Here is a 24,385-nt window from a genome sequence, read left to right on the forward strand (position 1 = left end):
AAATGTCCGTTTCTATGCGTCTTTCGCGCGGTGGTTCGAAGAAGCGCCCGTACTACAAGATCGTCGTTTCCAACAGCCGCGCCCCGCGTGACGGCAAGTACCTCGAGCAGGTTGGCACCTACAACCCGCTGCTCGCCAAGGACGACGAGAACCGCGTGCGCCTGGTCGAAGACCGCGTGCGTTACTGGATCGGCGTCGGCGCGCAGCCGACCGACCGCGTTGCCCGCATGCTCGACAAGGCCGGCATCAAGGAGCGCAAGCCCACCAACAACCCGCAGGCTGGCGAACCCGGCAAGAAGGCCAAGGAGCGCGCCGAGGAAAAGGCCGAGAAGGCTCGTGAAGCTGCTGAAGCCGCTGCTGCCGCATCGGCTGCTCCGGCCGAGGAAGCTCCGGCTGCCGAAGCTGCTGCTGAAGAGCAGACGGAAGCCTGATCTTGCGCGACCGGCCCGTCACGCTCGCCGCCATCACTGGCGCACATGGGGTGACGGGCGAGGTCCGCTTGAAGCTGTTCGGTGAAGGCGTGGCGGCGCTCAAGCGCTACCGCGCCTTCAACGATTCTGGCGATGGTTCTGGGCTGACCGTCGTAAAGCTGAAGGACGACGGCAAGGGCGGCGCGATCGCTCGCTTTGCCGAAGTGCCAGATCGCACGGCGGCGGAGAAGCTGCGCGGCACGGCGCTGACCGTGCGCCGCTCCGAAATGCCTGCGTTGCCTGATGACGAATATTACCATGCCGACCTGATCGGCCTGCCTGCCGTTTCCACCGAGGGCGAAACTCTGGGCGAATGCGTTGCGGTCGAGAACTTCGGCGCGGGGGACGTGATCGAGATCCGCAAGGCCGACGGCAAGAAGTTCATGGTGCCGATGAAGCTGGAAGCGGTTCCGGAATGGACCGACGAGCGGATTGTGATTGAGGCGGGCTGGGTAGAGTAGTATATACGTCGCGTATATACGGAGGCCGTGATGGGCAAGGAATACACCGCCAAGAGCTTCAAGTCTGGGAATTCCGTCGCAATTCGCGTGCCTGCGGCATTGGGAATCGAGCCGGATCGCGAATGGGCGGTCGAGTGGGTCGATGGCAATCTGGTGCTTCGCGCGAAGCCGACAGCCAAGCGCAAGATCGACATCAGTGGGTTCGCCGGCAAGGCGCCGGGTATCCGATTGGCGCCGCGCGAGGATTTCGAGGAAAGGCCTAGCGCGATTGCTGCCCGCAAGGCGGCTGGTCTGCCTTGATCAAATACCTCATCGATGCCAATTCTGCCGTCTATGCGATGGACGAGGGGCATGAACTTCTAAAGGCGCGCATAGCTGATTGCGAAGCGGGCTCGATGGCAATCTCCGTTATCAGCTATGCTGAAGTGGCTTACGGAACCTACATCGGGAAGCCACCAAAGCCCGAAGTTCTCGAAGCGTTTATCCAGGAAATCCCCTTGCTGGGTTTCGATGAAATTGCCGCGCGAGAATACGCCAAGCTGCCGTTCAAGCGAGCGCGGTTTGATCGGCTGCTCGCCGCACATGCCTTGAGCATTGGTGCGGTCGTGGTGACCAACAACGAGGCGGACTTTGCGGACGTGCCGGGGTTGGCGGTTGAGAACTGGACGGTTTGATGCTCGTGGAATTGCTCTTCATCGTTCTGTTTTCGCTCGTTGTGCCCTATTCAGTTACGCTCCTGGTGATGAGATTTCGCCAAGGCTGGTCACGGCGAAAAACCGCCTTTGCTGCTGCCTTGCCTTTGGCCCTTCTCATTTGGGTGCCATGCATTTGGCTCTTAGTTGATGCTTCAATATCTCCAAAGGAGGAGTGTGGGGTTGACGCCTGCGGCATGGCGATGATGTTTGCCACGATCGGCATTTTCTATGGCTTGATTGCCTTTGCTTTCGGACTTGGCGCGGCTTTTCTGGCGATGCGACTTTCGGGAAAGCGCGGGGATTTGTCTATGACGAACGAGACGTTCAAATGACCTTCGCCGCTACAGTCCTCACCCTCTACCCCGAGATGTTCCCCGGTCCGCTGGGGGTCAGCCTTGCCGGGCGCGCCCTGCGTGAAGGGACTTGGGCGATGGAGGCGGTGCAGATCCGCGATTTTGCCATCGACAAGCACAAGACCGTCGACGACACGCCGGCTGGCGGCGGGGCGGGGATGGTGTTGCGGGTGGATGTGCTGGCCAAGGCCATCGACCATGCGCGCGCCGCCCATCCGGGCCGCCCGGTGATCGCGATGACGCCGCGCGGCAAGCCCCTGACGCAGGAGCGGGTGCGCGAGCTTGCCGAGGGTCCGGGCGTGATCGTTCTGTGCGGCCGGTTCGAGGGGTTTGACGAGCGGATTTTCGAGGGGCGCGAGGTCGAGGAAGTCTCGGTCGGCGACATCGTTTTGTCGGGTGGCGAATGTGCCGCGCTGATGCTGCTGGACGCTTGCATTCGGCTGCTTCCCGGCGTAATGGGCGCGGCTTCTAGCGGGCATGAGGAGTCGTTCGAGAACGGCCTCCTCGAATACCCGCACTATACCCGACCCCAGGAATGGGAAGGGCGCACGATCCCTGAAGTGCTGCGATCGGGGGATCATGCGAAGATCGCGGCGTGGCGAAAGTCACAGTCCGAGATCGATACACGGTTACGCAGGCCGGACCTTTGGGAGCGCCACATCGGCGTTCGGGTCCAGTCTGCCTCTGGCGCGCAGCGTGAAGTGCAGGATGATTGAAAATGAACCTGATTCAGCAGCTTGAAGCTGAAGCCATCGCCGAATTCAAGGCGAAGAAGGAAATTCCGGACTTCCGCGCTGGCGACACCGTCCGCGTTGGCGTGCGCGTCGTCGAAGGCGAGCGTACCCGCGTCCAGGCCTACGAAGGCGTGTGCATCGCGCGTTCGAACCGTGGCCTCGGCTCGAACTTCACCGTTCGCAAGATTTCGTTCGGCGAAGGCGTGGAGCGCGTGTTCCCGCTCTACTCGCCCAACATCGATTCGATTACCGTGGTGCGTCGTGGTGTCGTGCGTCGTGCGAAGCTCTACTATCTTCGTGGCCGCACCGGCAAATCGGCGCGTATTGCTGAGCGTAAGGTCACCAAGGCCTGAGCAACGCCCCGACGCGGATAACGTGTTCAGAAAGGCGTCCTGGCTCAGAGCCAGGGCGCCTTTTCTGCTTTCATACGCAACCATTTCGGGCCACCTAGGCGCATCGCAAACACGCCCCGGACGTGGAGCCGGGCCAGAGGATACCGAAAACCCATGCGTCACTTCCGCCTGCTCGCCGCCTGCGCGCTTGTCTCTTTCGTCGCTGCGCCTGCGCTTGCCCAACAGGGAACCCCGATGACCACTGCCGCGTCCGCTCCAGCCCCGGCCGAAGCGAAAGACCTGACGTTCGAGCGCGTGTTCGCCAGTCCGAGCCTCAATGGCCCGGCGCCGCGGGCGGTGAAGCTATCGCCCGATGGTCGCTACCTGACGCTGCTGCGCAACCGCGCCGACGACCGCGAGCGCTATGACCTGTGGGGCTTCGACCGCCAGACGGCTGAGTGGAAGATGCTGGTGGATTCGCTCAAGCTCTCGTCCGGCCGCCAGTTGACCGAGGCCGAGAAGATGCAGCGCGAACGCCAGCGCATCGGCGATCTCAAGGGCATCGTGTCGTACGAGTGGAGCGCGGACGGCAAGTCTGTGCTGGTGCCGGTGGACGGCGACCTGCTGCTGGCCGGGCTCGACGGCTCGGTGCGCAAGGTTGAAGGAACCAAGGGGGGCGAGCTGACGCCGAAGCTGGGGCCGAAGGGCGAGCACATCGCCTTTGTGCGCGACCGCCGTCTGTGGGCAGGGCCGGTGACCGGTGGGGCAGCGCAGGCGATCACGCCGGAAGAGGCGAATGCCGACGTCCATTGGGGCGAGGCCGAGTTTGTCGCACAGGAGGAAATGAACCGCTTCAACGGCTTCTGGTGGTCTCCCGATGAAAGCCGCATCGCGGTAGAGCGCTTTGACGAAAGCATGGTCGGCGTGGTCACGCGCGCCGCTATCGGTGCGGAAGGCACCAAGACTTTCGATCAGCGCTATCCGGCTGCGGGCACGCCCAACGCCGAAGTCTCGCTCTATGTGATGGGGCCGGATGGCTCGAACCGCGTGCAGGTCGATCTGGGCAAGGACAAGGACATCTACCTCGCCCGCGTCGACTGGGCGCCCGATGGCAAGACGCTCTACGTCCAGCGCATGAACCGTGAGCAGACCGTGCTCGACATGCTCAAGGTCGATCCTGCGACCGGTAAGTCGAGCGTGCTGTTCAGCGAGAAGGCGGCGGACAGGCACTGGATCGATCTTTCGGACAGCTATCGCTTCCTGTCGGACGGCAGCCTTGTCTGGTGGTCGCAGCGCGATGGCTTCGGGCATCTGTACCGCTTCAACAAGGGCAAGTGGAGCCAGCTGACCAAGGGTGAGTGGGTCGTCACCGGCCTGGTCGGCGTCGGCGAGAAGGGCGGCAAGCTTTACCTGACGGGCACCAAGGACGACGTTCTGGCGCAACAGGTCTATGCGATGGACCTCAAGGCGCCGGGCAAGCTGACCCGTCTTACCGAACTCGGCTGGGTCAACAGCGCGGGCATGGACAAGAGCGGCCAGACGCTGATGATCACGCGATCGTCGGACGCACAGCCGGCGCAGTCCTATATTGCGGACACCACGGGCAAGCGCCTGGCGTGGATCGAGGAGAACAAGGTCACTGGCTCGCACCCCTATGCGTCCTACCTTGCCAGCCATCGTCCCGCGCAATTCGGCACCATCCCAGCGGCTGATGGCACGCCGCTGCATTACACGATGATCACGCCACCGCTGGAACCCGGCAAGAAGTACCCGGTGTTCACCTACCACTACGGCGGGCCGACCGCGCAAGTGGTAGCCAAGGGCTTCCAGGGCGCGCTGGCACAGGCGATTGTCGACAAGGGCTACATCTACTTCGCTATCGACAATCGCGGGTCGGAGAACCGCGGCGTGAAGTTCGCCTCGGCGCTGCACCACGCGATGGGCACGGTCGAGGTCGAGGACCAGCTGGCAGGCGCCAACTGGCTGAAGAAGCAGAACTTCGTCGATGCCGACAAGATCAGCACCTTCGGCTGGTCTTATGGCGGCTACATGTCGATCAAGATGCTCGAGGCCAATCCAGGCGCCTATGCGGCGGGCATTGCCGTGGCGCCGGTGACCAAGTGGCAGATGTACGACACGACCTATACCGAGCGTTACCTGGGCGATCCGAACAAGCTGCCGCAAGTCTACGAGAAGTCGAACGCGCTGGCCGACACCGGCAAGATAAGCGATCCGCTGCTCGTCATCCACGGCATGGCCGACGACAACGTGGTGTTCGAGAATGCGTCGGCGATCATCGCCAAGATGCAGGCCGAGGCGGTGCCGTTCGAGATGATGCTCTATCCCGGCTACACGCACCGCATCAGCGGGCCGAAGGTGAGCCAGCACTTGTACGAGACGATTTTCCGCTTCCTTGACCGTAATGGCGCAGGGAGTGGCAAGTAGCCTCACTTCATGGGCCTAAAGCCCAAAACACTTGGCTGGTCGGAACCAGCCGCTAGGGAACGGCCCGTCCGCTGTTGAAGGGCGGGCCGCAGGAAGGGAATGGAAATGGGTTACCGGGTTGTAGTGGTCGGTGCGACGGGGAATGTGGGCCGCGAGATGCTCAACATTCTGGCCGAGCGCGAGTTTCCCTGCGACGAGATCGCGGCGGTTGCTTCGTCGCGTTCGCAGGGCACCGAGATCGAGTTCGGCGAAACGGGCAGGATGCTGAAAGTCCAGAACGTCGACAATTTCGATTTCACCGGCTGGGACATTGCCCTGTTCGCAGCGGGTTCGGGCCCGACGCAGGTTCATGCCCCCCGCGCTGCCGCCGCAGGCTGCGTAGTGATCGACAACTCGTCGCTCTACCGCATGGACCCGGACGTGCCGCTGATCGTGCCCGAGGTTAACCCGGATGCAATCGACGGCTATACCGCGAAGAACATCATCGCCAATCCGAACTGCTCGACCGCGCAGATGGTCGTTGCACTGAAGCCGCTGCACGATGCTGCGAAGATCAAGCGCGTCGTCGTCTCGACCTATCAGTCGGTTTCCGGCGCGGGCAAGGAAGGCATGGACGAGCTGTTCGAACAGAGCCGTGCGATCTTCGTCGGCGACCCGGTCGAGCCCAGGAAGTTCACCAAGCAGATCGCCTTCAACGTGATCCCGCACATCGACGTCTTCCTTGACGATGGTTCGACCAAGGAAGAGTGGAAGATGGTCGCCGAAACCAAGAAGATCCTCGATCCCAAGGTCAAGGTCACCGCCACCTGCGTGCGCGTGCCGGTGTTCATCGGTCACTCGGAATCGCTGAATATCGAGTTCGAGAACGAGATTTCGGCCGAGGAAGCGCAGAACATCCTGCGCGAAGCGCCGGGCGTGATGCTGATCGACAAGCGCGAGAACGGCGGATACGTGACGCCGGTCGAATGCGTGGGCGATTTCGCCACTTTCGTGTCGCGCGTGCGCGAGGATTCGACCATCGACAACGGCCTGAACATCTGGTGCGTTTCGGACAACCTGCGCAAGGGTGCGGCACTGAACGCAGTGCAGATCGCCGAACTGCTCGGCCGTCGCCACCTCAAGAAGGGCTGATCATCGCATGACGGAAGCAACCACCGAGTTCTTCCCAGGCTTTGGCGGAGCGCAATTGGCGCTGCATCGCTTAGGCGCGGGAAGACCGGTGGTGCTTCTGCATGGCCTGTTTTCCTCCGCCGAGGTCAATTGGATCAAGTTCGGAACGGCGGCGAAGCTGGCCGAGGCGGGCTTCGAATGCCTGATGCCCGATCTGCGCGTCCATGGGCATAGCGCTGCACCGCATGACCCGGCCGCCTATCCCCAGGACGTGCTGGTGCGCGATCTTGAGGCTTTGGTGGCGCATCTTGGCCTGACAGACTTCGATCTGGTCGGTTTTTCGCTGGGCTCGCGAACCGCAGCGCGCGCAGTGATTGGTGGCATGAGACCGCGCAAGCTGGTGCTTTCGGGCATGGGACTCGAAGGGCTGGCCGGTTGGGCGCGGCGGCAGGACTTCTTCCTCGACGTCATCAACCGGTTCGGCACCATCAAGCGCGACGATCCGGCATACTTCTCGCAGCAGTTCCTCAAGACCATGGGCGTTGACCGGCTGGCGGCGCGGATGCTGCTCGGCACCATGGCGGACACCGATCCGGCAGAGCTTTCCGCGATTACCATGCCCACACAGGTGCTGTGCGGCGATCAGGACAATGACAATGGATCGGCCGAACGGTTGGCCGAAGCCCTACCCGATGCGACGCTGACGTTCATCCCCGGCACGCATATGAGTTGCGTGACACGTCCGGAAATGGGGGAGCGTCTGGCCGAATTCCTCGCCTGAGGGGACGCAAAAAAGGTTGTCAGAGCCCTCTTGCCGACAGCGTGCAATGATGGCAGCTTCGATCCCACAAACGAACGGGCCGGCAAGAGCCCTTTTCGGGATTGAGAATGCGAATGATCTGGAAGAGCCTGCTGGCGGCGGCTGCCGTCAGCGTTCTTGCCCCTTCGGCAGCTCAGGCGGCAACTGCCACCGTCAGCGCGGTAAAGCCCGAAGGTGTGGCTGAAGCGTTGAAGAACCTGGGGTATACTGCCGAACTCGCCAAAGACGCCAACGGCGATCCACTGATCAACACAGAGATCGGGGGCTGGCAGGCAGCGCTGCTGTTTTACGAATGCAACGAAAAGACCCATGACGGGTGCCAGTCGCTGCAATTTGTGGCAAATTTCACGCCCGAGAAGAAGTTCACTGCCGAAGACGCCGTGCGCTTCAACCGCAATACCCGTTTTGCCTCGGTCTCACTGGGCAAGGACGATGCCGTGATGATGACATGGGACATGGTCACCGGGAAGGGCATAGACTTCGAGGTTTTCTCCAACTCGGTCGATATGTTCCGCAGCGCCATGGATACGCTGGGCGCGGAAGTCTTCAAGTAATCAGGACCCCGCTTCGGCCACCCCGAAGCGAAGGGACGCAACCTCGGCAATCCGCAAGCAGGGCTAGCTGCTTCGGATTGCCTTTTCTTTTGTGACTTAACGAAACGGCGGTTCGTTAAAGGCGCGCAGCTTGCGGCTGTGGAGGCGGGGGCCTTCCTGTCGTAGCAGGTCACAAGCGGTCGTGCCGATGGCGAGATGGGCGGCGATGGCTTCCTCGTAGAAGCGGTTCGCCTGGCCCGGCAGTTTGATCTCCCCGTGCAGAGGCTTGTCCGAGACGCACAACAGGGTGCCGTAGGGCACGCGGAAGCGATAGCCCTGCGCGGCGATCGTGGCGCTCTCCATGTCGATGCCGACCGCGCGGCTGAGTGACAGGCGACGGGCGGAGTGGGTGTAGCGCAGTTCCCAATTGCGATCGTCGGTGGTGACGATCGTGCCGGTGCGCATGCGCTTCTTGAGATCGGTGCCGCCTTCGCCTGACACGAGCTCCGCCGCCTTCTGCAGTGCCACCTGCACTTCGGCAATTGCGGGAATAGGGATTTCGGGCGGGAGGACGGGATCAAGCACGTGGTCATCGCGCAGATAGGCGTGGGCGAGGACGTAGTCGCCGATCTTCTGGGTCGGCCGCAAGCCGCCGCAATGACCGATCATCAGCCAAGCCTCGGGGCGCAGCACCGCGAGGTGGTCGCAAATCGTCTTGGCGTTGGAGGGGCCGACGCCGATGTTCACCAGCGTGATGCCCGACTTGTCCGGCGCCACGAGGTGGTAGGCCGGCATCTGGTGACGCCGCCAGGCGGTGTCGGACAGGCGGGCGCGGGCGTTCTCGGTTCGTGCATCCAGGGAAAGGCCGCCCGCGCCGGTGAGGGCGATGAAATTCTCGCCATCGATCTGCTGCGCGGCCCAATCGACGAACTCGTCGACATAGCGGTGATAGTTGGTGAACAGGATGTAGCGCTGGAAATCGTCGATCTGCGTCCCGGTATAATGCGCCAGGCGGGCGAGACTGAAATCGGTGCGCAAGCCGTCAAACAGTGACAGCGGCAGCGGGCCATCGCCCACATCATAATCGGCATCCGCGATTTCGTCGCCGATGTGGGCGAGGTCGGTGGCGGGGAAGTGCTGCGCCAGTTCCTGCGGGTTTATACGGCCGATCTGGGCGCCATAGGCACCGTCGAGCACATAGGGGAAGGGTATTTCCTGCCGCGAGGGGCGGACCGCGATCTCGACCTCGAAGCCTTCGCGGATCAGGTCGATCTGCTCGTTCAGGTAATCGTCGAACAGCGCGGGCCGCGTGACCGTGCACGAATAGTCACCACGCTGGGTGAGACGTCCGAACGCCCTCCCTGTCGATTCATGGCTTGGCTCCGCATTGAGGCGGACGTGCAGTTCGGGGTAGCAGTAGCTGCCGTCGGTCCGCCGCTGCGAGGGGGGCAGGGTGCCGTGGTTGGCGTAGTCCGCTATGTCGGCCCTGAGCGTGGCGACGGCGTTGTCGTAGATGCGGGAAAGTTCGGCGACGATCGTTTCAGTTGTTTCCATCCCCACTTGTCTAGCGCGGCTGCGTGTCCCTGCAAAGACACCGCCATGCGCACGAAGTCAGCAATCCAAACAGGTCTTGCGCCTTGCAGGCGTTCGAATGATAACGCTGTCAAATATTGGGAGAACCACGAAGATGCGCCTTGGATTGAGTTCGCTTGCGATAATCGCGCTGATGGGAGCCGGCTCTGCCTCGGCCCAGAACACCACTGCCGCCGTGGCACCGGTCATTGATGTTCACATGCACGCCATGGCCGACGCGCCCTGGGCCACGCCCGTTTGCCCGAATCAGGCCCGCTTCGAAGCCTCGGATCCGAAGAATGGACCCGAAGCACCGTTCGGCTGGTCCAGCGAGGAGTGTTCGCCCAAGCTCTATCCGGCACCCAAGGGCGAGTACATGAAGGCAGTCCTGGCCGAGATGGAGCGCCTCAATGTGCGCGGCGTCGTCTTCGGCGATGTCGAGGCGGTGAAGACGTGGCAGGCGGCGGCGCCGGCGCGCGTCATTCCAGGAACTGCGTTCGGGCGGGTTGAAGGCGGGGATCCAGCCAAGCAGCTCAAGATGCTGGAGGTTGCCTTCACCAAGGAGGGCTTCAAGGTCATGGGCGAGATCGGCTTGCAGTACGAAGGCATCTCGCCATCGGACATGCGCGTCGATCAGTACTTCGCGCTGGCAGAGAAGCTGGACATTCCGGTGGCGATACACATGGGCACGGGCGGTTCTGGCCGCGCCAACATTGCGATGCCGAAGTATCGTGGCTCGATGGGCAACCCGCTGTTGCTGGAGGAATTGCTGGCGCGACACCCGAAGCTGCGGGTGCAGGTGATGCATGCCGGGTATCCGATGATCGACAACATGCTGACGCTGCTGCAGGCCAACAGCCACGTCTATGTCGATATTGCCGGACTGATCTGGAGCTACCCGCGCAAGGACGTGAACCACTACATCGAGCGACTGGTCGATGCCGGCTTTGGCGACCGCGTGATGTACGGGACGGACCAGCTCGCATGGCCTGGGCTGATGGCTTACTCGATCGGGCTGATACAGAACGCGGACTATCTGAGCCCAGAGCAGAAGCGCGACATTCTCTACAACAATGCCGCGCGCTTCCTGCGGCTTGAACCTGCGAAGTAAAGCGAAAGAAAAAGGGGCGCCCCGAAGGACGCCCCCAATTCTGTTGCCGAAAAGCGATGAAGCCTCAGGCTTCGGTCGCTTCCTCGCCGCCTTCCAGCAGCTCGGCCGGGATTTCGCCCGGTTCTGCGTTCGGATCGTAGGCTTCGGTGAAGCCGCCGGTCTCGTTGTCGAACATCGCGTCGATGACGTTGACGCCCTTCGACTGCAGTTCGGCTTCGTCGGGCGAACGCGCGACGTTGACCTTGACGTTCACCGAGACTTCCGGGTGCAGCGAGACCTTGACGTCGTAGACGCCGAGGGTCTTGATCGGGCGTTCGAGCACGATCATGGCCTTGCTGACCTTGGCGCCCTGTTCGACCAGAGCGTCGGCGATGTCGCGAACCGAGACCGAGCCGTAAAGCTGGCCAGCGTTCGAAGCGGCGCGGATGAGCACGACTTCCTTGCCTTCGACGTTGCCTGATTCATTCTGGGCGTCTTCGCGGCGGGCGGCGTTTTCGGCTTCGATGCGGGCGCGGTTGGCTTCGAAGACCTTGCGGTTGGCTTCGTTGGCGCGCAGGGCCTTCTTGTTGGGAAGAAGGAAGTTGCGGGCATAGCCGTCCTTCACGGTGACTTCGTCACCGATCGAACCCAGCTTCTCGATGCGCTCGAGCAGGATGATCTGCATGGGTAGCGCTCCTTACTTCACGATGTAGGGCAGGAGGCCGATGTGCCGGGCGCGCTTGATCGCCTGGCTCAGCTCACGCTGCTTCTTCGCCGAAACGGCGGTGATGCGCGACGGAACGATCTTGCCACGCTCGGACATGAAGCCCTGCAGCAGGCGCACGTCCTTGTAGTCGATCTTCGGCGCGTTCTTGCCCGAGAACGGGCAGCTCTTGCGGCGACGGAAAAACGGACGAGCCATGTCTTATTCCCCTTCGCGTTCGCGGCGACGGCTGCGCTCGCGATCGTTCTTGCGCATCATCACGGACGGGCCGGCTTCATGCTCGTCAACGCGGACGGTCATGTAGCGGATCACGTCTTCGTTGATCTGCGTCTGACGCTCGAGCTCGGCGATCACGTCGCCCGAAGCTTCGATGTTCAGCAGCACGAAGTGCGCCTTGCGGTTCTTCTGGATCTTGTATGCCAGCGAACGGAGGCCCCAGGTCTCGGTCTTGGTGACCTTGCCGTTGTTGCTCTCGACGATTTCGGTGGCGGCGGCCGCGAGCGTATCAACCTGAGCCTGGCTCAGATCCTGGCGCGCGAGAAAGACATGCTCGTAAAGCGGCATGCTTCGTGCTTCCTTATCTAACTAACCGATCGCTGGCTTGTCCGCGGGATTGCGGGGCCCCTCCGGCTTTCTTCGGTTTTCACGGGACATCCCGCGAAGGGGCGGCGCATAGCGATTCTGGCGTGGATAGCAAGCCTGAACTTGGCCGGGGTTGGCTTGCCAAGGGCTGATGACTTGCCTTTAATCGCTCCATTAAGGGAGGTGCAGGATGCTGGTCAAAGTCGAACGTCACGATGCCGTGGCCGTGGTTACGCTCAACCGCCCGGAAGCGATGAACGCCTTGTCTTCGGCTATGCGCGCCGAACTGGCGCAGGTGATGCGCGATGTCGATGCGGACGAAAGCATCCGCGCAGTCGTGCTGACGGGAGCAGGGGAGCGTGCGTTCACGGCTGGGCTCGATCTCAAGGAGCTTGGGTCCGATACCTCGAAGCTGGGCGATGCCAACGCCGGTGAGGCCGAACGCAATCCGGTCAAGGCGGTGGAGCAGTGCCGCAAACCGGTGATCGGTGCGATCAATGGGGTGGCCATCACCGGTGGCTTCGAACTGGCGCTGGCATGTGATGTGCTGATCGCCAGCCAGAATGCGCGCTTTGCCGATACCCATGGGCGCGTCGGAATCATGCCCGGCTGGGGGCTCTCGCAGAAGCTCTCGCGGATGATTGGCATTTCGCGAGCGAAAGAGCTGTCGCTGACGGGCAACTTCATCAGTGCAGATCAGGCCTGCGCCTGGGGGCTGGTGAACCGCGTGGTTCCGACAGCAGACCTCCTGTCCACATGCATTGCGCTGGCGCAGGACATGGCAAGCATCGAGCCGCGTATGACAACGGCTTACAAGGCCTTGATCGACGACGGCTACGCCTTGGCCTTCGCTGAGGCACTGGCGCTTGAAGGCCAGGTCTCCCGTGCAATGAACGGGAAGGTCGATGCGAGGCAAGTCGAAGCGCGCCGCCGCGAGGTAATGGAGCGGGGCCGCGCGCAGGGGTAAGGGGGCCGCCGGCCATGCTCGTCAGAAGCGCGCAGGCGAAACCGGCGGGGCAGCAGAGGCGGTCTGCTTCAATGGGGCGCCACAGAACAGGATCGAGGTCAGGTTTGTGGTGCGGCCGGCGAGGTAGCTCAAGACCGCCAGCAGCAGGACAGCGCCGGCGCTGACCAGCCATTGGGCCTCGGCCGGCAGGGGTAGTGACCGTGCCTGCGGCAGGACGATCATCGCCCAGACCAGGTGGAAGAGATAGATCGCCAGTGCGCCGTTGACGAAGAAGGTCACGACCTTGCTCGGTCCTCTCACTGCCCAGGCCAGCAGGCGAAACAGCGCAAGCGACATGAGATAGGCCAGCGGCAGTTCGAGCGCGCGCAGCGCCAGCGTCCCGGCGAGGTCAGGATAGATTTCCTTGCCCAGCGCAGGTCGGATAAGCGGATCGAGCGGGACGTAGGGTACCAGCAGCACTGCGATGCCGGGAATGATCCAGCGGCTGCGCAGCGCGAAGATATGCTCGCCAAGCTGGCCGTGCCAGGCCACCACACCAAGCGCGAACCCCGCGGCGTGGAACACGTATTGCTGCCACAGCAGGGTCTCGCTCGGCGCGTTCGGGATCGGCGGGACCTGTTCGATTGCGTAACGCAACAGGCCCCACAGCGCGAGCGAGGCCAGCAAGACCAGCCCTCCGGGGCCTTCGAGCAGCATGGCGCGCCGGACACCGGAGCCGGGCTTCAAGCGCTGCATCGGCATGGCGGCATAGGTGACGCAGAAGCCCAGCAGCACGACCAGAAACCAAAGGTGATCGAGCGCCAGGGGCAGTCCGAGAAAGGTCGGTGATGCTTTGTGCAGTAGCTGGTCCTGCAAGCGGAACTGCAGCGCGCCGAGTGTAAGAAGGCTCGCCGCGAATGGCAGGCCAAGCCGCCGCGTTCGCTCCGCCAGCCACGCTTTCGTGCCTTTCCGCTCGCGGATCATGCCAGCAAAATACCCGGCCAGCATGAAGAAGGCGAACATGCGGAACACGTGTGTCAGCGAGGCCCAGCCACCGATCACCAGCGATTGCTGGAAGTCTGTTGCGGGCGGTGCGCTCTCGAAGATCGCCTTGGTCGCGACGTGAAAAGGCAGGCCCAGCAGCAGCAGCAAGGCACGGGCGGCATCGAGATGGTGCAGGCGTTTCGCGGGCGAGGACATCGTCGCGCTCTAGCGGTTCCCGCCCGTCTAAGCGAGATAGGCATTCCTATCGGTGGCATCGTCGACGGGCGGACGGCGTTAGGGTGAAAGTAACCACCGCCGTTTAGTCTGAGACGCTGAAAATCCTGCAACTTTTGCTTGAACGAAACTGTCTGATGGTCAGAGGCATATTCAGGGGGCTGGTAAAGCCGGGGGCAGTAGCAAGCGCTGACTGCCCTTCCGCTAAGCCCCCTGCCGGCTCTCCGGCCACGGTTCATGTCGATTCAGCGGTTCGGCTTGCGGTTCTGGACGGGTTCGAAGAGGGCGGTCTTGGCTGGCTTTGGGCCACGGACGGCGAAGGCCGGTTGAGCTATATCACGCAGACGATTCTCGACCATGCACAGTCGTATATCGGGCGCCCTTTTCCGAGCGTGGTTGAAACCGACAACAGCGCCGCCGCAGGCCAGCCATCGCGTTCCCTGGCTTTCCAGTTCTCTGCCCACAGCCGGATATCGGATGTCATCGTGCGCTTTGCCGTCCGCCGTGATGACCAGCGTTGGTGGTCCTTGTCCGGACAGCCAAGGTACACGCCGGAAGGCACATTCACCGGTTACGTCGGCTTTGCCCGTGACGTGACGCAGGAATATGCGCGGCAACGCGAGGATGAACGCGCCGCCGAATTCGATTCACTCACCGGTCTTTTCAACCGGCATCGCATGACGCGCAGGTTGGATGCCATACTGGCAGCCTATCGCGCTTCCGGCCGCTGCTGCAGCTTGCTGATGCTCGATCTCGACAAGTTCAAGCACGTCAACGATACGATGGGCCATCCCGCCGGAGACGAACTGCTGCGCCAGGTGGCCGAACGCTTGCGCAAGGTCGTCGGGGATCGTGGCGATATCGGCCGCCTGGGTGGCGACGAGTTCCAGGTCATCCTGCCCGACATCGAAGATCGCGGCCGTTTGGGCGAGATTGCCTCCAAGCTGATCCAGATGATCTCGCAGCCGTATGCCATCGAAGGCAAGCGTGCAGTCATCGGCACTTCGGTTGGTGTTGCCGTGGCGCCGCACGATGGCGAGGACCGCGAAGCGCTGGTGGCATCGGCCGACCTTGCGCTCTATGCCGCCAAGAACGGCGGTCGGGGGCAATTCCGCTTCTTTTCGGCCGAGCTCAAGGACGAGGCGCAGGAGCGCACGATCCTCACCGAAGATCTGCGGGAAGCACTGGGGCGCGGTGAACTGGAACTGCATTACCAGCCTGTCGTCCGGATTGCCGACAACTATGTCGTGGGATTCGAGGCGCTGATGCGCTGGAATCATCCCGAACGGGGAGCGATCGCGCCTTCGGTGTTCATTCCGATCGCCGAAGAGAGCAACCTGATCGTCCCCTTGGGCGAATGGGCCTTGCGGCAGGCTTGCGCCGATGCAGCCCAGTGGCCGGACAGCGTGCGCTTGTCGGTCAACGTTTCGGCCGTGCAGTTTGCCGTGTCGGGTTTCGTCAATGCAGTGGCATCTGCAGTGGCGACAAGCGGGATCGATCCGGAACGTCTGGAGCTCGAACTGACCGAAACCGTGTTCATGCGGGACAGCGAAGCGGTTGACGAGGTGTTTGCGTCACTGAAAGGGCTGGGTGTGCGCCTTGCCCCCGATGACTTCGGAACGGGCTACTCCTCGCTCAGCTATCTGCGTTCGGCTCCGTTCGACAAGCTCAAGATCGACCGCAGCTTTGTCGAGACTTGTGCGGCGAAGGACAACAACAGCGCCAAGATCATCTCCGCGATCATCGGTCTGGCCGAGGCGCTGGGCATGGAGACTACGGTTGAAGGCGTCGAGGCGTTCGACCAGCTCGACGTGGTGAAGAAGCGGGGGGCCAAGCTCGTGCAGGGGCATCTCTTTGCCCGTGCCATGCCTCTGGCCGAGGTGGAGGCAAAACTCGAGAGCGGCGATCTGAAGCTTGAGCCCAACGGCCCGAAGCGGCATCGCCCGGAGAGAAGGTCGGTATTCCGCCGCGTGACAGTGATCCATGAGGACCACCGCTACGAAGCCGTCATGCGCGACCTTTCTCGCACTGGTGCGCGGATCGACGGCTTGCTCGGCGTGCCGGTGGGGACCAGCCTTGTCGTCGACCTGGGCGGGGGGCAACTGGTCGTCTCGATGGTGGTTCGTTCTGAGGAGGCGGTGATCGGCGTCGAATTCGAACAGCCCCTGACCAGCGATGGCGCTGGTGGCCTGTGCACACGTCACCGGGTGCCGCCATCGACGTTACAAGCTGCGGGCGCTGCTGCCGAACCGAAGGGCAAACCGCGCTTCATCCAGGTTGCCGTGCCGGGCTCGCGCGAGAGAACCTGACAAAATTGCGCCGAACGGGACCCTTGCACTCGTCTCGTCGTTCCCGCACATCGCACTTTCGATTTTCCGCCTCTGCAAGGATCCCACCCAGAATGCCTACCGGCCTTGTCGCCCTGCTTGACGACGTGTCCGTCATCGCCCGTGCCGCTGCTGCCTCGCTTGACGATGTGAGTGCCGCCGCAGCTAAGGCCGGGACCAAGGCCGCAGGCGTAGTGATCGACGACGCGGCGGTGACCCCCTCATACGTGACCGAATTCACCCCGGATCGCGAATTGCCGGTCATCGCGCGCATCGCCAAGGGCAGTCTGTTCAACAAGCTGGTGATCCTGCTGCCTGCAGCTCTGTTGCTCAGCGCGTTCCTGCCATGGGCGATCACGCCCCTGCTGATGGCCGGGGGGCTGTTCCTCTGCTTCGAGGGGGCGGAGAAGCTTCTGGAAAAGCTGGGGGCTGAGAAACATGGCCAGACCCTGGAAGACCAGCCGGCCGATGCAGCGTCATTCGAGAATGAACGCGTTTCCGGTGCGGTGCGGACAGACCTGATCCTGTCGGCCGAGATCATGGCGATCGCCCTGGCCGAAGTGGCTGATCAGGGCATCATTCAGCAGGCGCTGATTCTGGCGCTCGTCGGTGTGGTCATCACCATCGCGGTTTATGGCACTGTCGGCTTCATCGTGAAGATGGACGATATCGGTTTGCATCTTGTGAAGCGGACCTCGGCCACGGCCAAGGCCATCGGCGGGTTTCTTCTGCGAGCGATGCCAGTGTTGCTGGCAGTGCTGGCCACGGTCGGCACGGCGGCGATGCTTTGGGTCGGCGGCGGCATCATCCTCCATGGGCTGGAGGTTCTGGGCATCTCGGGGCCGGCACACCTTGCACACGAGGGGCAGCATTGGGTGGAGCATGCAACGGGCGCACTTGGTGGAGTGCTGGGCTGGCTCACCTACGCCGTGCTTTCTGCTCTGGTCGGCGTGGTGCTTGGTGCTATCGTCGCCTTTGTCGTCCACGCCATCGGCAAAGCGCGAGGAAAACACTGACGCGTCAGGCTGCGCGGCGGACGGGCGCCTGCTTCGGCGAATGCCCCTCGCGATAGTGGCGGATGGCAAACTCGCTCACCAGGCGTTCGAACACAGCGTCGTGCAGGCGATGTTCGAACTCCAGCCCCGAGACCCGATCCCGACTCCACACCACGAACGCCAGCTTGGGCTGGAGGCCCGGCAGCATCAGGTAGAGCGGTTCGTCGATCCGCAGCTTCTCGAGTCCCTCGATCCTCGCGCCGTAAGGATTGAGATCCTTAAGCATAACCGTTGACCGTGTTGCGCCGTGCTTGCAGCGAACCGGAAGCTCGATTCCCACGCGTGAGGCGCGGCGCTTTACATCAAGTTCTTCGGAACTGGTATCCAGCCACATGACAGATCCTCCTCTGGTATTAACCACATGGATAAGGACGGAGCGTCGGGACAGGATTTCAGGGCGGTACGTGTTTGCCACAAGACCCGTGCGTCAGTTGCAAGCGGCACAGCTTGATTTGCAAGTGTAACGCGAGGCCAGCTTGCGCTGGATCAAGGCTCCGACTGTTGAGGGCATTAATCACGCATAGCTTCACAGGATGCCAAGGAGATCCTCATGACCGCCGCAAGCCTTGCCGAACTCGCCCCGCTTCGTCCCTTTGCAACGCGCGACGGCACGCGCCTGGATGTGCGTGCGGCCTTTGCCGAAGACGAGGCGGTGCTGGAAAGCTTCTTCGAAAACGTCAGCGCTGAGGACCGCCGCTTCCGTTTTCTCGCAGCAAGCCGCCATGTCGGACACGACCAGCTCTATCCACTGACCCATTGCGATCACTGGCGCACTGAAAGCTTCCTGGCATTTGATCATGAGAGCGGGGTGCTCGTAGCCTCGGCGGTACTCGCCTGCGACGCCAAGATGGAGACCGGGGAAATCGCCGTCTCGATCCGCAACGACTGGCGCGGTCGCGGCATCGGCTGGGCGATGCTCGACCTGCTTGGTGAAGAAGCGCGCAAGCGCGGGCTGCGGCGCGTGATCTCGATCGAGGATCGTGACAACCATGCCGCCATCGAACTTGAGCGCGAACGCGGCTTCGTGCCCCGTGCCATCGATGGTGACCCGCGCCTCGTGCTGCTGGAAAAGCGCTTCGACTGACGCAGTTCCTCGGGTCGCATCGAGGCTGCAGCCGGGGCAGGGGAAGGCCTGCTCCGGCTTTTGTTACTCAGGGTAATCGGGCGAGCATATCCCGCGCAAACAGCGAAAGCGTGTCGTCGCGCGCGCCCATGATTACGATCCGGTCGCCCGGGCGGGCAAGGACAACGATCCGGTCGGCGCAATCATCGCGCGAGGGGAGGTATTCGGCCTGCCCGCCGTGCTCGCGGATCATGCCGACGATGCGCTCTGACCCGACCGAGCGATCCACCGTTCCACCGAAGTACACAGGATCGCACAGGATCGTGACGTCTTCCGGAGACAGTCGGGTCGCCAGGACTTCTGCGAGTTCGTGGCCCATCTGTCGCAGCGGACCATAGCCGTGCGGCTGGAAGAACGCGATCACCCGGCCCGGGTGGGCCTTGAGGGTGGCGAGAGTGGCCGCGACCTTTTCAGGGTTATGACCGAAATCGTCGATGACCGTGATCCCGCCGGCGCTGGTGCCGACGATGTCGAAGCGGCGGGCCAAGCCGGAAAAGCCTGCAAGGTGCCGAACACCGTCGTTCAGCGGTACTCCGGTGGCCTGCGCTGCAGCAAGCGCCGCCAGCGCATTGGCAAGGTTGTGGCGGCCCGGCACCTTGAGCGTGAGCGGATGGGCGGCGCCGTCGTTGCGGTCGATGACCGTCGCGGAGATTGAAGTGGGCCCTTCCGCAATCGTGCCTGGTTCTACGAAGATGCGCGCATTGCCTGCAAACCCGAACGTCACTGCCTTGTTTGCGCGATGTACCAGTGCAAGGCTTTCCGGGTCATCGGCGTTGATTACTGCAATCGCCGCCCGGCCGAGGAAATCGCCAAACAACTCGTGCAGTTCCTCCAGGCTCTTGTGATCGAGACTGACGTTGTTCAGCACTGCAATCGATGGATCGTAGAGCGCGATGGAGCCATCGCTCTCGTCAACCTCCGAAACAAAAATGCCGCCAGAGCCGACTCTTGCGGAGGCGAACGGTGCATCCGCCGCAACAAAGTTCTTCATCACCGCGCCGTTCATGATCGTGGGATCCCACCCTGCGGCGGTGAGGATCCATCCGATCATCCCCGTCACGGTGGATTTGCCGCTGGTGCCGCCCACCGCAATGCTATGCGCACTCGCGTTGAACAGTCTCGACAGCAACTCTGCGCGGCTCATACGCTCACAGCCGAGCGCCTTGGCTTGGACGACTTCGGGGACAGTATCCTCGACAGCCGCCGAGGCTACGAGCACTTGGCCTGCCGAGGTCAGGCCTGAACCATCCTGCGCAAACAGCTTAAAGCCGAGCGTTTCCAGCCATGCGAACTTCTCCGGCGTCCTGCCCTGATCGCGGCTGCGGTCAGACCCTGCAACCTGGGCCCCCATTCCCCGCAGGATCAGCGCGAGCGGCAACATCCCCGAGCCGCCGATCCCGCAAAAGAACCAGTTGCGCGTGGTGAGATCGGAAGGGGCTGCAGGATCGGTCGTGGTCATGCCCTTGCGGTATGCGCCCGCGCGGCTGGTGACAACCATCCGATTGCCGCTTTTACCGCAGCGGAGAAACCGGCTAGGGAATGCGGGTGACCAGACGCATCGCCATCTGCGCGCCTTCGACGCCGTTCACACGGGAAGACGCCGCGCGCGTGATTGCCTTGGCCGAGGCGGAATCCCCCGAACTCGAACTTGTTTTCCACGAACAGTGCTTTGTCAGCGATGGGCACTTCGCCGGATCGGACGCACTGCGGCGCGCAGCATTCGTCGAATGCGCCAATGATCCCGCGTTCGAGGCGGTTTGGTTCGTGCGCGGTGGTTACGGCGCCAATCGCATCGCCATGGATGCGTTGCCCGAGCTCAGCGCGTCGGCCTATGACAAGCAGTATCTGGGCTACTCGGACGGCGGGACTTTGCTCGGACTGCTGTACCGCGCCGGCATTGGCCGGCAGGTCCATGCACCTATGCCGGTCGATCTGCGCCGGCCGGGCGGCGAGGCTGCTGTCCTGCGCACTCTGGATTGGCTAAACGGAGGTCGTGCCGGCCTTGAACCTTCGCTTGCCGGCGGGAAGCCCGCCGTCGCGTTCAACCTGATGACGCTCGCAATGCTGTGCGGGACGCCACTGATGCCGAACCTCTCCGGGCACGTCGTGATGGTCGAGGAAGTTGCCGAGTACCTCTATGCGGTGGACCGGCTGCTGTTCCATGTCACCGGCAGCCTTTCCCTGGTCGGCGTGGCAGGGCTTCGCCTTGGCCGCGTCAGCGACGTGCCTGAAAACGACCGCCCCTTCGGTTGCCAGGTCGAGGACATGGCGCGACACTGGTGCTCGCGCACCGGGATCGCCTATCTCGGGCAGGCCGACATCGGCCACGATATCGACAACAAGATCGTCCCGTTCGGGCTTGCCTGAAGAGAACGGCGGCAATAGGGCGCGCGCCACAGTAGTGACGGCAACCAATTCGGGCGCGATTGAGGAGAGTTGCAATGCGAGCTTTCGTTTTTCCGGGGCAGGGCAGCCAGAAGGTCGGCATGGGCCTCGAGCTTGCCGAAGCCAGCGCCGTGGCGCGCGAAGTGTTCGAGGAAGTTGACGACGCGCTTGGCCAGAAGCTTTTCCAGATCATGAAGGAAGGCCCGGAAGACGCTCTGACCCTTACCGAAAACGCCCAGCCCGCGATCATGGCCAACGCCCTCGCCGTGCTGCGCGTGCTCGAGAAGGAAGGGGGCATCACGCTAGCAGAGAAGGCCGATTTCGTGGCCGGGCACAGCCTTGGCGAATATACTGCGCTTTGCGCTGCGAGCGCGTTCAGCCTTGCCGATACCGCACGCTTGCTGAAGCTGCGCGGCCAGTCGATGCAGGCTGCGGTGCCTGTCGGACAGGGCGCGATGTGCGCGTTGCTGGGGGCCGACATCGAGAAGGCGACTGCCTTGGCTGAAGCTGCAGCCGAAGGAGAAGTCTGCACTGTCGCCAACGACAATGATCCGACGCAGGTCGTGCTTTCCGGCCACAAGGCGGCGATTGAGCGCGCGGTGGCGATGGTCAAGGATCATGGCATCAAGCGCGGCGTGCTGCTGCCGGTGTCCGCGCCGTTCCACTGCCCGCTGATGCAGCCTGCGGCCGATGCCATGGCCGGGGCGTTCGAGAAGACTCCGCCGTCCGCGCTGCGCGTCGCGCTTTTCGCCAATGTCACCGCCGCAGTGGTGACCGATCCTGCGGAAGTGAAGCGTCTTCTGGTCGAACAGGTCACCGGCCGCGTCCGCTGGCGCGAAAGCGCGATGGCGATGAAGGATGCGGGTGTGGAGCAGTTCGTCGAACTTGGCGGCAAGGTCCTTGGGCCCATGATCAACCGCTCGGTCGCCGATGTGTCCGTCACCAGCGTCATCGGCATGGCCGACATCGAAGCCATCCTCAAGGAGCTCTGAGCCCATGGAAAATCGTCTTTTTGACCTTAGCGGCATGACCGCCCTCGTCACCGGCGCTGCCGGGGGCATCGGCTCCTCGATCTGCCATGCACTGGCAAAGCAGGGTGCCCGCATCGCCCTGTCGGGCACCAATCCCGCCAAGCTGCGCGCCTTCCGCGAGGAACTGAACGACACATACGGTCATGACCACGTCGAGATCACCTGCGATCTTTCGAACACCGAGCAGGTCGAGCATCTCGTCCCGGCGGCGATGGACACGCTGGGCAAGCTCGACATTCTGGTGAACAACGCCGGCATCACCCGTGACAATCTGGCCATGCGGATGAAGGACGAGGAATGGGACGCGGTCATCCGCGTCAACCTCGAAGCCGCGTTCCGCCTGATGCGCGCCGCGACCAAGCCGATGATGAAGGCCCGCTTCGGCCGCATCGTCACCATCACCAGCGTTGTCGGTGCAACCGGCAATCCCGGCCAGGTCAACTACGCGGCGGCCAAGGCCGGACTCGTCGGCATGTCCAAGTCGCTGGGTCAGGAACTCGCCAGCCGCGGCGTCACCGTGAACTGCGTCGCGCCCGGCTTCATCCGCACGGCGATGACCGATGTGCTGCCCGATGGCCAGAAGGACGCGCTCAACGCCCGCATCCCGATGGGGCGCATGGGCGAGGGTTCGGACATCGGCGCTGCTGTCGCCTATCTCGCCTCGAAGGAGGCGGGCTACGTCACCGGCCAGACGCTGCACGTCAATGGCGGCATGGCGATGATGTCGTAATGCTCTCCTGAGCCCCGCCACAGGCTGATTCTGGCGGTTTTATCCCCAACTTAGGGGACAAGGGCGGGGCCGGTGCTTGCCGAGTCCCGCCTCTGCGTTAAGACAGGTAGTCCGAACCAAACGCCGGGGAGCGTGATTCCCCGGTTCAGCCATATTCACGGGGCAGGGCCATCCGGCCGCTCCCGGGGGGATCGAGACGAGAATGAAGGCGACGATCGAACGCGCGACGCTCCTGCGCTGCCTGTCCCACGTCCAGTCGGTGGTCGAGCGCCGGAACACGATTCCGATCCTGTCCAACGTGCTGATCGAGGCCGCGCCCGACAACACGGTCCGTCTGATGGCAACCGACCTCGATCTCCAGATCGTCGAGACCATGGCTGCCGTCTCGGTCGAAAGCCCGGGGGCCATTACCGTTTCGGCGCACCTGCTGTTCGATATCGCGCGCAAGTTGCCGGATGGCTCGCAGGTCAGCCTTGAGACGTCGGACAATCGCATGATCGTGAAGGCTGGCCGCAGCCGCTTCCAACTGCCGACGCTGCCGCGCGATGATTTCCCGGTGATCGTCGAGGGTGACTTGCCCACCAGCTTCGAAGTTCCCGCGCGCACGCTGGCCGAACTGATCGACCGCACCCGCTTTGCGATCTCGACCGAAGAGACGCGCTATTACCTCAACGGTATCTTCCTCCACGTTTCGGACGATGCGCAGCCCGTACTCAAGGCCGCCGCCACCGATGGCCACCGCCTTGCCCGCTTCACCATCGCTCGCCCCGAAGGCGCAGAGGGCATGCCCGACGTGATCGTGCCGCGCAAATGCGTGGGCGAGCTGCGCAAGCTGCTGGAAGAAGTGCTCGATTCGGCCGTGCTGATCGACCTTTCCGCCAGCAAGGTCCGCTTCACCCTTGGCGGTGAAAACGGCGTAGTGCTCACCAGCAAGCTGATCGACGGCACCTTCCCGGATTATAGCCGAGTCATCCCGACCGGCAACGACAAGCTGCTCAAGCTTGATCCGCGCTCGTTCTTCGAAGGCGTCGATCGCGTGGCGACGATCGCCACCGAGAAGACCCGCGCCGTGAAGATGGCCTTGGAGAATGACCGCGTGACGCTTTCGGTCACCAGTCCGGACAACGGCACTGCTGCCGAAGAACTCCCGGCAAGCTATGCTGCCTCCGGCTTCGAGATTGGCTTCAACGCCAATTATCTGAAGGACATCCTCAGCCAGATCGACGGCGACACGGTCGAACTGCACCTTGCCGATGCCGGAGCGCCGACGCTCATCCGCCGCGATGATAAGTCACCTGCGCTTTATGTGCTGATGCCGATGCGCGTCTGATGCTATTACGGTCCGTGCGATGCACGGACCGGCGGCCGGCACCGGTCTGATCACCATCGTTACAAGACACGATGTTGGGTTAACGAAAGTAAGTTTTGCCTCTCGTAGTGCCACTGTAGTGCCAATTACCGTATTTGAAGCGCAAGGTAGAATAGCGTGCTCGAACAGGAGTATCGAGCATGCAGAGTTCCCACGATCCCCAGGCGGTGGCCAAGAAGCTGGCTTTCTTTAACATCGGCAGCGAGGATCTGGCCCGCTTCCCTGAGAGTCGGATTCGAAACTAATTCGTTGAATGACAGTGTCTTGCGGCACGCCGGAT

General features: G+C 62.8%; 28 protein-coding genes. 20 read left to right on the plus strand and 8 right to left on the minus strand.

The window, feature by feature from the left end; genetic code table 11:
* Window positions 1–2 precede the first annotated feature (2 nt).
* From rpsP to AX703_RS07115, 11 genes are all read left to right on the plus strand, one after another.
* Window positions 3–431 (plus strand): 30S ribosomal protein S16, encoded by a 429-nt coding sequence (gene rpsP, locus AX703_RS07065; RefSeq protein WP_039334735.1) that lies wholly within the window; start codon window positions 3–5, stop codon window positions 429–431.
* A 2-nt stretch (window positions 432–433) separates the two neighbouring features.
* Complete coding sequence (gene rimM, locus AX703_RS07070; protein WP_062343429.1) at window positions 434–931, plus strand: ribosome maturation factor RimM; 498 nt, start codon at window positions 434–436, stop codon at window positions 929–931.
* A gap of 30 nt (window positions 932–961) precedes the next feature.
* Window positions 962–1,231, plus strand: coding sequence for a hypothetical protein (locus AX703_RS07075; protein WP_062343430.1), 270 nt, complete (start codon window positions 962–964; stop codon window positions 1,229–1,231).
* Window positions 1,228–1,605, plus strand: a complete 378-nt coding sequence (locus tag AX703_RS07080; RefSeq protein ID WP_082734466.1) for a type II toxin-antitoxin system VapC family toxin — start codon at window positions 1,228–1,230, stop codon at window positions 1,603–1,605. The genes AX703_RS07075 and AX703_RS07080 overlap by 4 nt, the downstream gene beginning before the upstream one ends.
* 5 nt (window positions 1,606–1,610) lie before the next feature.
* On the plus strand, window positions 1,611–1,958 hold the full coding sequence (locus tag AX703_RS07085; protein WP_156451949.1) for a hypothetical protein: 348 nt from the start codon (window positions 1,611–1,613) through the stop codon (window positions 1,956–1,958).
* On the plus strand, window positions 1,955–2,695 hold the full coding sequence (trmD, locus tag AX703_RS07090; protein WP_062343432.1) for a tRNA (guanosine(37)-N1)-methyltransferase TrmD: 741 nt from the start codon (window positions 1,955–1,957) through the stop codon (window positions 2,693–2,695). Before AX703_RS07085 ends, trmD begins: the two co-directional genes overlap by 4 nt.
* A 2-nt stretch (window positions 2,696–2,697) precedes the next feature.
* A complete protein-coding gene (rplS, locus tag AX703_RS07095) occupies window positions 2,698–3,066 on the plus strand; it encodes a 50S ribosomal protein L19 (RefSeq protein WP_011445066.1) in 369 nt (122 codons plus the stop codon).
* Window positions 3,067–3,219: 153 nt separating this feature from the next.
* Window positions 3,220–5,490, plus strand: coding sequence for a S9 family peptidase (locus tag AX703_RS07100; protein ID WP_062343433.1), 2,271 nt, complete (start codon window positions 3,220–3,222; stop codon window positions 5,488–5,490).
* Window positions 5,491–5,595: 105 nt separating this feature from the next.
* The gene (locus AX703_RS07105) at window positions 5,596–6,621 is read left to right on the plus strand and encodes an aspartate-semialdehyde dehydrogenase (protein ID WP_039334753.1); all 1,026 of its coding nucleotides are present in this window, start codon (window positions 5,596–5,598) and stop codon (window positions 6,619–6,621) included.
* A 7-nt stretch (window positions 6,622–6,628) separates the two neighbouring features.
* A complete protein-coding gene (locus tag AX703_RS07110) occupies window positions 6,629–7,381 on the plus strand; it encodes an alpha/beta fold hydrolase (protein ID WP_062343434.1) in 753 nt (250 codons plus the stop codon).
* Between the two features lie 113 nt (window positions 7,382–7,494).
* Window positions 7,495–7,974, plus strand: coding sequence for a YbjN domain-containing protein (locus tag AX703_RS07115; protein WP_231735422.1), 480 nt, complete (start codon window positions 7,495–7,497; stop codon window positions 7,972–7,974).
* 96 nt (window positions 7,975–8,070) lie between these two features.
* Here AX703_RS07115 and AX703_RS07120 read toward each other — a convergent pair whose 3' ends face one another.
* Window positions 8,071–9,513, minus strand: coding sequence for an AMP nucleosidase (locus AX703_RS07120; RefSeq protein WP_255355036.1), 1,443 nt, complete (start codon window positions 9,511–9,513; stop codon window positions 8,071–8,073).
* Between the two features lie 166 nt (window positions 9,514–9,679).
* Between AX703_RS07120 and AX703_RS07125 the strand changes: the two genes are divergently transcribed.
* Window positions 9,680–10,636 carry an amidohydrolase family protein gene (locus tag AX703_RS07125; protein WP_197423637.1) on the plus strand — a complete coding sequence of 319 codons (957 nt, stop codon included), beginning with the start codon at window positions 9,680–9,682 and terminating at the stop codon, window positions 10,634–10,636.
* Between the two features lie 64 nt (window positions 10,637–10,700).
* On the opposite strand, the gene rplI is transcribed toward AX703_RS07125, so the two are convergent.
* Genes rplI through rpsF form a run of 3 tightly spaced genes read right to left on the minus strand, consistent with a single transcriptional unit; the run spans window position 10,701 to window position 11,903 of the window.
* On the minus strand, window positions 10,701–11,300 hold the full coding sequence (gene rplI, locus AX703_RS07130; protein ID WP_039334765.1) for a 50S ribosomal protein L9: 600 nt from the start codon (window positions 11,298–11,300) through the stop codon (window positions 10,701–10,703).
* Between the two features lie 12 nt (window positions 11,301–11,312).
* Entirely contained in the window at window positions 11,313–11,537 is a 225-nt protein-coding gene (rpsR, locus tag AX703_RS07135) for a 30S ribosomal protein S18 (RefSeq protein ID WP_011445073.1), read from the minus strand.
* Window positions 11,538–11,540: 3 nt separating this feature from the next.
* On the minus strand, window positions 11,541–11,903 hold the full coding sequence (gene rpsF / locus AX703_RS07140; RefSeq protein WP_039334770.1) for a 30S ribosomal protein S6: 363 nt from the start codon (window positions 11,901–11,903) through the stop codon (window positions 11,541–11,543).
* 208 nt (window positions 11,904–12,111) lie between these two features.
* Between rpsF and AX703_RS07145 the strand changes: the two genes are divergently transcribed.
* Window positions 12,112–12,888, plus strand: coding sequence for an enoyl-CoA hydratase (locus tag AX703_RS07145; protein ID WP_156451950.1), 777 nt, complete (start codon window positions 12,112–12,114; stop codon window positions 12,886–12,888).
* A gap of 21 nt (window positions 12,889–12,909) precedes the next feature.
* Here AX703_RS07145 and AX703_RS07150 read toward each other — a convergent pair whose 3' ends face one another.
* Window positions 12,910–14,067, minus strand: a complete 1,158-nt coding sequence (locus tag AX703_RS07150) for an acyltransferase family protein (protein WP_062343438.1) — start codon at window positions 14,065–14,067, stop codon at window positions 12,910–12,912.
* Between the two features lie 155 nt (window positions 14,068–14,222).
* Here AX703_RS07150 and AX703_RS07155 point away from each other — a divergent pair, with 155 nt between their 5' ends.
* Window positions 14,223–16,394, plus strand: coding sequence for an EAL domain-containing protein (locus AX703_RS07155; RefSeq protein ID WP_231735424.1), 2,172 nt, complete (start codon window positions 14,223–14,225; stop codon window positions 16,392–16,394).
* A gap of 92 nt (window positions 16,395–16,486) precedes the next feature.
* Window positions 16,487–17,428: a DUF808 domain-containing protein gene (locus AX703_RS07160; RefSeq protein WP_062343439.1), complete on the plus strand. Its 942-nt coding sequence runs from the start codon at window positions 16,487–16,489 to the stop codon at window positions 17,426–17,428.
* A 4-nt stretch (window positions 17,429–17,432) separates the two neighbouring features.
* Here AX703_RS07160 and AX703_RS07165 read toward each other — a convergent pair whose 3' ends face one another.
* A complete protein-coding gene (locus AX703_RS07165) occupies window positions 17,433–17,801 on the minus strand; it encodes a PilZ domain-containing protein (protein ID WP_052242402.1) in 369 nt (122 codons plus the stop codon).
* 216 nt (window positions 17,802–18,017) lie between these two features.
* On the opposite strand from AX703_RS07165, the gene AX703_RS07170 reads away from it, so the two are divergent.
* Window positions 18,018–18,551: a GNAT family N-acetyltransferase gene (locus AX703_RS07170; protein WP_062343440.1), complete on the plus strand. Its 534-nt coding sequence runs from the start codon at window positions 18,018–18,020 to the stop codon at window positions 18,549–18,551.
* A 67-nt stretch (window positions 18,552–18,618) separates the two neighbouring features.
* Here AX703_RS07170 and AX703_RS07175 read toward each other — a convergent pair whose 3' ends face one another.
* Window positions 18,619–20,049: a Mur ligase family protein gene (locus tag AX703_RS07175; protein WP_062343449.1), complete on the minus strand. Its 1,431-nt coding sequence runs from the start codon at window positions 20,047–20,049 to the stop codon at window positions 18,619–18,621.
* Window positions 20,050–20,129: 80 nt separating this feature from the next.
* Here AX703_RS07175 and AX703_RS07180 point away from each other — a divergent pair, with 80 nt between their 5' ends.
* The 4 genes from AX703_RS07180 (at window position 20,130) to dnaN (ending at window position 24,066) form a co-directional block, all read left to right on the plus strand.
* Window positions 20,130–20,957 carry an LD-carboxypeptidase gene (locus tag AX703_RS07180; RefSeq protein WP_062343441.1) on the plus strand — a complete coding sequence of 276 codons (828 nt, stop codon included), beginning with the start codon at window positions 20,130–20,132 and terminating at the stop codon, window positions 20,955–20,957.
* A 74-nt stretch (window positions 20,958–21,031) separates the two neighbouring features.
* Window positions 21,032–21,967, plus strand: coding sequence for an ACP S-malonyltransferase (gene fabD, locus AX703_RS07185; RefSeq protein WP_062343442.1), 936 nt, complete (start codon window positions 21,032–21,034; stop codon window positions 21,965–21,967).
* 4 nt (window positions 21,968–21,971) lie between these two features.
* The gene (fabG, locus tag AX703_RS07190; RefSeq protein WP_039334779.1) at window positions 21,972–22,736 is read left to right on the plus strand and encodes a 3-oxoacyl-[acyl-carrier-protein] reductase; all 765 of its coding nucleotides are present in this window, start codon (window positions 21,972–21,974) and stop codon (window positions 22,734–22,736) included.
* Between the two features lie 202 nt (window positions 22,737–22,938).
* On the plus strand, window positions 22,939–24,066 hold the full coding sequence (dnaN, locus tag AX703_RS07195; RefSeq protein ID WP_062343443.1) for a DNA polymerase III subunit beta: 1,128 nt from the start codon (window positions 22,939–22,941) through the stop codon (window positions 24,064–24,066).
* A 125-nt stretch (window positions 24,067–24,191) separates the two neighbouring features.
* On the opposite strand, the gene AX703_RS28250 is transcribed toward dnaN, so the two are convergent.
* On the minus strand, window positions 24,192–24,385 hold a 194-nt coding region (locus AX703_RS28250; RefSeq protein ID WP_231735426.1), incomplete at its 5' end, for a hypothetical protein.

Origin of the sequence: Novosphingobium sp. CCH12-A3, from assembly GCF_001556015.1 — a bacterium.
Classification (GTDB): Bacteria; Pseudomonadota; Alphaproteobacteria; order Sphingomonadales; family Sphingomonadaceae; genus Novosphingobium; species Novosphingobium subterraneum.

Bases quoted from the DNA above. Each gene is read 5' to 3' on its own strand.
- AX703_RS07105 (WP_039334753.1), top strand. From the start codon at position 5,596: ATGGGTTACCGGGTTGTAGTGGTCGGTGCGACGGGGAATGTGGGCCGC.
- AX703_RS07180 (WP_062343441.1), top strand. From the start codon at position 20,130: ATGCGGGTGACCAGACGCATCGCCATCTGCGCGCCTTCGACGCCGTTC.
- dnaN (WP_062343443.1), top strand. From the start codon at position 22,939: ATGAAGGCGACGATCGAACGCGCGACGCTCCTGCGCTGCCTGTCCCAC.
- rpsR (WP_011445073.1), bottom strand. From the start codon at position 11,537: ATGGCTCGTCCGTTTTTCCGTCGCCGCAAGAGCTGCCCGTTCTCGGGC.
- rplI (WP_039334765.1), bottom strand. From the start codon at position 11,300: ATGCAGATCATCCTGCTCGAGCGCATCGAGAAGCTGGGTTCGATCGGT.
- AX703_RS07175 (WP_062343449.1), bottom strand. From the start codon at position 20,049: ATGACCACGACCGATCCTGCAGCCCCTTCCGATCTCACCACGCGCAAC.
- AX703_RS07150 (WP_062343438.1), bottom strand. From the start codon at position 14,067: ATGTCCTCGCCCGCGAAACGCCTGCACCATCTCGATGCCGCCCGTGCC.
- AX703_RS07170 (WP_062343440.1), top strand. From the start codon at position 18,018: ATGACCGCCGCAAGCCTTGCCGAACTCGCCCCGCTTCGTCCCTTTGCA.
- AX703_RS07155 (WP_231735424.1), top strand. From the start codon at position 14,223: ATGGTCAGAGGCATATTCAGGGGGCTGGTAAAGCCGGGGGCAGTAGCA.
- rplS (WP_011445066.1), top strand. From the start codon at position 2,698: ATGAACCTGATTCAGCAGCTTGAAGCTGAAGCCATCGCCGAATTCAAG.
- AX703_RS07075 (WP_062343430.1), top strand. From the start codon at position 962: ATGGGCAAGGAATACACCGCCAAGAGCTTCAAGTCTGGGAATTCCGTC.
- rpsF (WP_039334770.1), bottom strand. From the start codon at position 11,903: ATGCCGCTTTACGAGCATGTCTTTCTCGCGCGCCAGGATCTGAGCCAG.
- AX703_RS07115 (WP_231735422.1), top strand. From the start codon at position 7,495: ATGATCTGGAAGAGCCTGCTGGCGGCGGCTGCCGTCAGCGTTCTTGCC.
- rpsP (WP_039334735.1), top strand. From the start codon at position 3: ATGTCCGTTTCTATGCGTCTTTCGCGCGGTGGTTCGAAGAAGCGCCCG.
- AX703_RS07125 (WP_197423637.1), top strand. From the start codon at position 9,680: ATGGGAGCCGGCTCTGCCTCGGCCCAGAACACCACTGCCGCCGTGGCA.
- AX703_RS07110 (WP_062343434.1), top strand. From the start codon at position 6,629: ATGACGGAAGCAACCACCGAGTTCTTCCCAGGCTTTGGCGGAGCGCAA.
- AX703_RS07145 (WP_156451950.1), top strand. From the start codon at position 12,112: ATGCTGGTCAAAGTCGAACGTCACGATGCCGTGGCCGTGGTTACGCTC.
- trmD (WP_062343432.1), top strand. From the start codon at position 1,955: ATGACCTTCGCCGCTACAGTCCTCACCCTCTACCCCGAGATGTTCCCC.
- AX703_RS07165 (WP_052242402.1), bottom strand. From the start codon at position 17,801: ATGTGGCTGGATACCAGTTCCGAAGAACTTGATGTAAAGCGCCGCGCC.
- fabG (WP_039334779.1), top strand. From the start codon at position 21,972: ATGGAAAATCGTCTTTTTGACCTTAGCGGCATGACCGCCCTCGTCACC.
- fabD (WP_062343442.1), top strand. From the start codon at position 21,032: ATGCGAGCTTTCGTTTTTCCGGGGCAGGGCAGCCAGAAGGTCGGCATG.
- AX703_RS07160 (WP_062343439.1), top strand. From the start codon at position 16,487: ATGCCTACCGGCCTTGTCGCCCTGCTTGACGACGTGTCCGTCATCGCC.
- AX703_RS07100 (WP_062343433.1), top strand. From the start codon at position 3,220: ATGCGTCACTTCCGCCTGCTCGCCGCCTGCGCGCTTGTCTCTTTCGTC.